The following is a 6688-nucleotide window of genomic DNA, read 5'->3' as shown; positions in this document are numbered from 1 at the left end:
CCTTCACCGAGGCCGTAGCGCGCTGGCCCGACGACGGCCTGCCGCCGAGCCCAGCGGGCTGGATCATCACCACCGCCCGCAACCGGGCTATCGACCGGTTCCGCCGCGAGGCCTCCGGTTGGGAGAAACTCGTCCAGGCCGCGATCCTGCACGGTGATGAACACAGCGATGAACCCGAAGAGGTGGATACCGTGGAGGACAACCAGCTCCGGCTGATCTTCACCTGTTGCCACCCCGCCATCAACCGGGCCGCGCAGGTGGCCCTGACACTCAAGCTCCTGGGCGGGCTCACCACGGCGGAGATCGCCCACGCTTTCCTGGTCCCCCGAGGCAACCATGGCCCAGCGCCTGGTGCGGGCGAAAGGGAAGATCCGCGACGCCCGCATCCCCTACCGGGTACCGAGCGGCGCCGAGCTTCCTGAGCGTTTGAAGTCGGTGCTGGCCGTGGTCTACTTGGTCTTCAACGAGGGCTACGCTGCGAGTTCAGGGGCTGGGCTGGTGCGCGAAGACCTCTGCCACGAGGCTGTTCGCCTCGGCCGGCTCATCATGGAACTCATGCCTGATGAGCCCGAAGCCAAAGGCCTGTTGGCCCTCATGCTTCTGCTCAATGCCCGCCGTGACGCCCGGACGACTCCCGACGGCGGCCTGGTGCTCCTCGCGGACCAGGACCGCAGCGTCTGGGACAAGGACCAAATTGCGGAAGGGCAATTATTGGTGCGGCAATGCCTGAAGCGGAACCAGCCCGGACCGTACCAATTGCAAGCCGCCATCAACGCGGTCCACAGCGACGCCGCACAGCCCGCAAGCACGGACTGGCGGCAGATCCTGGCATTGTACGGACAGCTCCTGGCCATGGAGCCGACGCCGGTGGTCGCCTTGAACAGGGCCGTTGCCCTCGCGGAGGTGGAGGGACCCGCCTCGGGTCTTGCCGCCGTCGACGTCCTTGAACTGGGCAACTACTATCTTTTCCACGCAGTGCGGGCGGATCTGCTCCGGCGCCTGGGACGCAACAATGAAGCTGTCTCCGCCTACCGGGAAGCGCAGGAGCGCACGGACAACGACGCCGAGCGAGACTTCCTGGCGTCACGCATCCGGGCGCTCACCACCACTGGCCCCGGACCTGCAGCACCGACTTCAGACCATCCGCTCGGTCGGTGACGATCCCGTCCACGCCCATATCAAGCAACCTGGCCATCTCGGCCGGATCATTGACCGTCCAGACGTGAACCTGCAGCCCAAGCCGATGCGCCCGCCGCAGGAAACCGGGGGTCACAACGGCCAGGGGTCCGTAGCGGACCGGCACTTGGAGGGCATCGACGTCGTGCAGGATCTTCCGCAGCCAGCGCTCGGGAAGAAACGGTCCCAAGAGGGTGAAGGCGGCGTTGCAGGCGATGCCTGCCGAGGACGCCGTGCGACGGCGGAGCAGGCGCAGGACGGCCCGACGCCGGCGATCTGAGAAGCTCGCGATCAGCACCCGGTCATGGGCGTCGAGTTGTTCAATGACTCCAGCGAGGGGTTTGACGGTATGCCAATCCTTGACATCAATGTTCAGCCGCGCCTCGGGAAATTCCTTCAGGACATCTGCCAAGTGGGGAATTGCTTCGCGGCCACCGATCCAGCCTTGGCGATCTCGGCGGCACTGAGACTGGAGATGGAGCCATGGGCATCCGTGACACGGTCAAGGGTGTCGTCGTGGAAAAGGAGCACCACGCCGTCGGCAGTGGCGCGGGCATCGGTTTCAAGATGCGTGAAGCCGAGCTCAAGCGCCGCCCTGAATGCCGCGGCCGAGTTCTCAAGGCCATCCGGCGAAAATCCGCGGTGCGCGAACGCAAGCGGAGCGGGTTGTCCGTCCGGGCGGCTGAAGAAAGGCAAATTCGGGCTCACACGGGTAGCGTAACCCGGCTGCGCCTCCCGCGAGCCCGTCAGGATTCCTGCCGGACGATCTCCACGCCGTCGCCGCAGTGCACCAGCGTGCGGCCGCGGCCGCCGTCGAGGTTTACCCAGACCACGCTGTGGTCACTCGACACGGCGTCCACCTGGCCGGGGTTCTCAAACCCCGGCGCACGCTTGACGCTCACGCGGTCTCCGCGGCGCAATTGCTTCCAATGTTCAGCCGGCACTGCGCGGCGAACGGGGGCCTCGGGCCACCCCGTCGTCTTTCTCTTGGCCATCATGTCCCCTGTGATCGGCATCGAATACGACAAGAGACTACGAGGAGTAGTTGAACGGCAGTTGGACTGAAGCTGTGTAATGGGTGAGCGGTCCCAACCAACTAGCAATCGTTGTCGTTTAGAGGCCTGAAAACGACATTAACTGCGAGTCGGTTGGGACCGCCGGCTGGGAGGTGGGCCTAGATGATGGCGGCGCGCAGTTGCTTCGCGGCCAGTGCGGGGTCGTCGGCACCGTAGATGGAACCGCCGACGACGGCGACATCCGCTCCGGCGCGCTGGACGGCTCCGATCGTGGACAGGTTCACGCCACCGGCCACGGAGAACGGCACGCGGGCTTCCTCGCCGGCGCTCAGGAGCACATCCAGGTTGTAGCCCGGCTTTGCCTGCTCGTCGAGGCCGGCGTGGAACTCGATGAACTTGGCACCGAGGGCCCGGGCTTCCTTGGCACGGGTTACTTTGTCCGCAACGCCGATCAGGTCAACCACGATGCCCTTGTTGTGGGCCTTCGCGGCCTTGACTGCACCCGCGATGGTGGAGTCGTCTGCGCCGCCAAGCACGGAGACCAAGTCTGCGCCCGCCTTGAAGGCGATGTCGGCTTCAAGTTCACCGGCATCCATGGTCTTGAGGTCGGCAAACACGACCTTGTCCGGGTGGGCATCCTTGATGGCCGTCACCGCGGACAGGCCTTCGCTTTTCACGAGGGGGGTGCCGAGCTCGATGATATCCACGTATTCGGCGACCTTGCCGGCGATCTCGAGGGCGGCTTCGGTGGTGAGGACGTCGATAGCGACTTGCAGCTTCATGGAGGGATCTCTTTCTGTCGTTTGTTGTGGTGTTGGTGCGGTGAAAATCAGGGGCTATTCGAGGTTGGCGTGGCGGAGCCAGAGTTCCTCGGCCGGGGTTGCATCGTTGTCCCACAGGGCCTGGAAGACGGCTTCGGCAGCGAGGAAGAGCACCTGCTCGAACAGGCTGCCGGAGTATTGACGCGACAGCGTGGAACCGTGGTCTGTCTTCTGCGCCGCCGGAATGATGACGACGACGTCGGCCAGTTCCGCGAGCGGGGACGCGGCATTCGTGGTGTACACGGCGATCCTGGCGCCGGCTTTGGAGGCAGTCTCGGCGGCGCGCACGACGCCGGAGGTCGTCCCGGAGCCCGAGGCGAGCAAGAGGAGGTCGCCCGAGCGGATGGCCGGTGTGGTGGTGTCCCCCGCGATGTGCACGTCAAAGCCGAGGTGCATCAGCCGCATCGCAGCCATCCGCAGGACGAGGCCGCTGCGGCCGGCTCCTGCAACGAAGATCCGGCCGGTGGCCGAGTTCCCGGCAGTCTGGACTTCCGTGGCCAGGCTGGACAATTGCCGAAGGTCCACTTCAGCTGCCGTTTCCGCGATCTCGCTGCCCACGAGGGCCAGGCTTAGCTCGACATCCGGGCTTGGGTCGACGTCCGATACGGCCTGGACGGCCGCTGCGGTGGTGGTCATGCGTTGCCTCCTGCTCAGGTGAATGCTCCGTTTGAATCAATCCTTCAGGACTGAACGGGTAGGCGTAACGCTGAACAAGGGCGGTATTAGCTACCCGTTTGGGTAGTAGGCGGACGGCGCGAAGCGCTAAAGTGGCGGGATGACCTCAAGCCGATGGACCCTTCTCGAGGCAGTCGCTGAACTGGCCAACGCACCGCTCACGAACATCGCCGAGAGGCTCCGTGAAGCGACGCTTCCGTACGTAGGCAGCAGCGCGCTGGTGATCTTCACCGAAGATTGCACCGGCCGGCCCCAGAAGAAAGCCGGGGCAGAGGGCATCATCAGCCGCGTCTCCATTCCCGAGTTGGATCAACTGCGGACCCGGGTCACGGAAGGCGAGGTGTGGCACGGGGAAGCGGCCATCGCCGGCGAGCAACGGCCTGTTCTTGCATTGACGTCCGAGAGCAATGCGCTGCTGACCCTCACTGAGCCGGCCCTGCCCGAAGAACCGTTGGAGCGCGCGTCGACCCTGCGGATGCTTGACTACCTATGGCAGCTCACAGCGCGGCGCATCCAGGAGAAGGTGGCGGACGCGCCGCCGTCGTACCTTTTGGAATCCCGCGCGGCGTCAGCCGAGCGGCTCCGCGTCACGGCCGAACTCGTGGACAGGCATTCGACCACCCTGGAGACACTTTTGGCGGCGTTGCGATCGAGCGCCCTGGACGATGCCACTGCCAGAAAAACCGTCACCGACCTGGCCGCTACCTCGCTGGTCAGTCTCCGGACGCTCAGCGACCGCACCACAGACCTCGTCGAAGAGCCGGTGGCCAAGGCGTTCGAACGGCTGCGGGAAGACCTGCGGCCGCTCATGCACTTCAGCGGGCTCGACATCCAGTTCATCGAGCCACCGGTCAACGGCCGTGCCTTGCCCGGCGAAGTTGCCCACGCCTCCAGGGCGATCGTGCGGGGACTGGTGCTCGCCATCGTGGAGCAGCCCGCAGTCAGGCGCGTGCGGGTGCAGTGGGACTGTGACGGCGTGAACCTCCTCATCAACGTGCGCGACGACGGCCTAGGCGAACTGACGTCGGATTCGCCCAACATTGCCCGGCTCAACAACAGGGTGGCAGCGCTGGACGGCCGAATGAACATCGAGGTCATGGCCGGCTGGGGAGCCGACGTGCAGGTGGTCCTGCCACTGGACCCTCCATCAGCCCCGGCGGGCGACATCGGTGGATGGGGCCTGGCCGAGCGAGAAATGGAAGTTCTTCAACTGTTGGCGGCCGGGCAGCGCAACCGGGCCATCTCCGCCAAGCTGCACATCAGCGAAAACACCGTTAAATTCCATGTCAGGAATATTTTCAGGAAACTCGGCGTGGGTTCACGAACAGAGGCCATTGCCTTGGCGCACAGCCACGGACTGCGGGCGCCGAACTAGCGGTGCACGGCGGCCCGGTGCGGGGCCGACTAAACCCGCAGGGAAGCGAGCTTTGCCTCGAGGATCTGGGCCACGCCGTCGTCGTCGAAATGGGGCGCCTGCTGTCCTGCTGCGCTGATCGCCTCCGGATGGCCGCTGGCCATCGCGTAACCGTCGCCGGCCCAGCGCAGCATCTCGACGTCGTTGGGCATGTCACCGAATGCCACCACCTCGGCGGCCTCGATGCCTCGGGATGCCGCATATACGGCGAGTGTGACGGCTTTGTTGATACCGGGCGCCGACATTTCCAGGAGTGCGGTCCGCGGCGCCGAGTGGGTGGTCTCCACGAGATGCGCGACGGCGGGCTGCACCCTTGCGAGGAAATCATCCGGAGTGCCGTTGCGCGTTACGGCAAGGAACTTCACGACGGCGTCGTCCGCGGTCAGCGTTTCGTCCAGCCACGCGGGCGTGAACTCGGCCAGGAGCTCGCTGGTCTCGTTCTCGATGAACCCGGGCTCCAGGTGGAATCCCGTGAGTGTTTCGGCAGCGAACAAGGCGTCGGGCCGGAGCTGCTTGATGATCCGGCGGGCCTCCAGTACAGACGCGATGCTCAAGGCATTGGCCGAAATCAGCTTGTCAGCTTCAAGGTCCCACACCACTGCCCCGTTGGAGCAAATAACGATGCCGCTGTGGCCGATCTGTTCGCGGAGGGGGTAGAGCCAGCGCGGTGGCCGACCCGTCACGAACACCACCTCGATGCCCGCGTCGCGGCAGGCATGGAATGCGCGGATGGTGCGGCTGCTGATCTTGCCGTCATGCCCAAGGATGGTGCCGTCAATGTCACTTGCTACGAGCCGCATTATGTCAGTCTACGTGGGGGCGGCCGCCGTCGACTTAGCCCCTGGAGCTAGCGCCGCTCGAAATGGCCCGTGATGACGGCCCGGGCCAGCGTGTGAGAAGCCAGTGTGCGGACGAGGGCTTCCGTAGAGGCACCGGCGTCGAGCCCCAGTTCATCGACGTCGACCGCGTGCACGGCGACGATGTACCGGTGCGGACCGTGCCCAGGCGGCGGCGCGGCACCCAGGTAACCGGGGAACCCGGCGTCGTTCTTGAGTTGAACCGCTCCGGCCGGCAAGTGCGCACCACCCGGAACGCCGGCACCGGCAGGCAACGAGTTCGTAGTGGCGGGGATGTTGACCACTGCCCAGTGCCAGTAGCCGCCCGCCCTCGGAGCATCGGGGTCGAAGACTGTGACGACGTAACCCTTGGTGCCCTCGGGGGCTCCGCTCCAGCCCAGCTGCGGGGATTCGTCCTTGCCGCCGGTCACGCCGAAGCGCCTGCTGGTCTGGGCCGGGCTGAGAGCGCTGCCGTCCTTCAGCGAGCCGCTGGTGACATCGAACGATGGGACTTGTGGAAGGTCGGCGTAGCTCATGGCTGCCTCTCGACGCTTGCGCCGGCTTCCGGGACGCCCAAGGCGTTGAGTTCGGCACGCGTCGGCGGATTCGCGCCCGGCCGGGAGACCGTGATTGCCGCTGCGCGCGCGGCATGGCTGAGGAGTCCTTCGAGCACTTCGGCGGGCATGGCGTGCAGTTCGTCGCGGTTTTGGGCCCCTGCCAGCCCGTGGTCAACGATCCCGGAGAGCAGTG

General features: G+C 65.7%; 7 protein-coding genes and 3 pseudogenes. 3 read left to right on the top strand and 7 right to left on the bottom strand.

Features of this window, described 5'->3' with window-relative positions; all coding sequences use genetic code 11:
* Positions 1-422 (top strand): annotated as a pseudogene (locus AHiyo1_RS25580) (RNA polymerase sigma factor); the annotation flags it as partial.
* Complete coding sequence (locus tag AHiyo1_RS25575; protein WP_216363198.1) at positions 337-1158, top strand: RNA polymerase sigma factor; 822 nt, start codon at positions 337-339, stop codon at positions 1156-1158. The pseudogene AHiyo1_RS25580 and the gene AHiyo1_RS25575, both read left to right, overlap by 86 nt.
* On the opposite strand, the pseudogene AHiyo1_RS13465 reads toward AHiyo1_RS25575, so the two are convergent.
* The 4 genes and pseudogenes from AHiyo1_RS13465 to hxlB form a co-directional block, all read right to left on the bottom strand.
* A pseudogene (locus AHiyo1_RS13465) lies at positions 1100-1884 on the bottom strand (glycerophosphodiester phosphodiesterase family protein). The gene AHiyo1_RS25575 and the pseudogene AHiyo1_RS13465 overlap by 59 nt on opposite strands.
* Positions 1885-1922: 38 nt before the next feature.
* A complete protein-coding gene (locus AHiyo1_RS13460) occupies positions 1923-2171 on the bottom strand; it encodes a hypothetical protein (protein WP_059388909.1) in 249 nt (82 codons plus the stop codon).
* A 179-nt stretch (positions 2172-2350) separates the two neighbouring features.
* On the bottom strand, positions 2351-2974 hold the full coding sequence (gene hxlA / locus AHiyo1_RS13455) for a 3-hexulose-6-phosphate synthase (protein WP_059388908.1): 624 nt from the start codon (positions 2972-2974) through the stop codon (positions 2351-2353).
* 54 nt (positions 2975-3028) lie between these two features.
* Entirely contained in the window at positions 3029-3649 is a 621-nt protein-coding gene (hxlB, locus tag AHiyo1_RS13450; protein WP_059388907.1) for a 6-phospho-3-hexuloisomerase, read from the bottom strand.
* A gap of 139 nt (positions 3650-3788) precedes the next feature.
* On the opposite strand from hxlB, the gene AHiyo1_RS13445 reads away from it, so the two are divergent.
* Positions 3789-5063, top strand: coding sequence for a helix-turn-helix transcriptional regulator (locus tag AHiyo1_RS13445; RefSeq protein ID WP_059388906.1), 1275 nt, complete (start codon positions 3789-3791; stop codon positions 5061-5063).
* A 29-nt stretch (positions 5064-5092) separates the two neighbouring features.
* On the opposite strand, the gene AHiyo1_RS13440 is transcribed toward AHiyo1_RS13445, so the two are convergent.
* The 3 genes and pseudogenes from AHiyo1_RS13440 to AHiyo1_RS26795 form a co-directional block, all read right to left on the bottom strand.
* Positions 5093-5902, bottom strand: coding sequence for a Cof-type HAD-IIB family hydrolase (locus AHiyo1_RS13440; protein ID WP_059388905.1), 810 nt, complete (start codon positions 5900-5902; stop codon positions 5093-5095).
* Positions 5903-5949: 47 nt separating this feature from the next.
* Complete coding sequence (locus AHiyo1_RS13435; RefSeq protein WP_059388904.1) at positions 5950-6474, bottom strand: YbhB/YbcL family Raf kinase inhibitor-like protein; 525 nt, start codon at positions 6472-6474, stop codon at positions 5950-5952.
* Positions 6471-6688: pseudogene (locus AHiyo1_RS26795) on the bottom strand (carbohydrate kinase); the annotation flags it as partial. The gene AHiyo1_RS13435 and the pseudogene AHiyo1_RS26795, both read right to left, overlap by 4 nt.

This window comes from Arthrobacter sp. Hiyo1 (assembly GCF_001263615.2).
GTDB lineage: Bacteria > Actinomycetota > Actinomycetes > Actinomycetales > Micrococcaceae > Arthrobacter.
This window is presented reverse-complemented; position numbering and strand designations above follow the sequence as displayed.

Coding starts and splice junctions, on each gene's coding strand:
- AHiyo1_RS25575 (WP_216363198.1), top strand. CDS start 337: ATGGCCCAGCGCCTGGTGCGGGCGAAAGGGAAGATCCGCGACGCCCGC.
- AHiyo1_RS13460 (WP_059388909.1), bottom strand. CDS start 2,171: ATGGCCAAGAGAAAGACGACGGGGTGGCCCGAGGCCCCCGTTCGCCGC.
- hxlA (WP_059388908.1), bottom strand. CDS start 2,974: ATGAAGCTGCAAGTCGCTATCGACGTCCTCACCACCGAAGCCGCCCTC.
- hxlB (WP_059388907.1), bottom strand. CDS start 3,649: ATGACCACCACCGCAGCGGCCGTCCAGGCCGTATCGGACGTCGACCCA.
- AHiyo1_RS13445 (WP_059388906.1), top strand. CDS start 3,789: ATGACCTCAAGCCGATGGACCCTTCTCGAGGCAGTCGCTGAACTGGCC.
- AHiyo1_RS13440 (WP_059388905.1), bottom strand. CDS start 5,902: ATGCGGCTCGTAGCAAGTGACATTGACGGCACCATCCTTGGGCATGAC.
- AHiyo1_RS13435 (WP_059388904.1), bottom strand. CDS start 6,474: ATGAGCTACGCCGACCTTCCACAAGTCCCATCGTTCGATGTCACCAGC.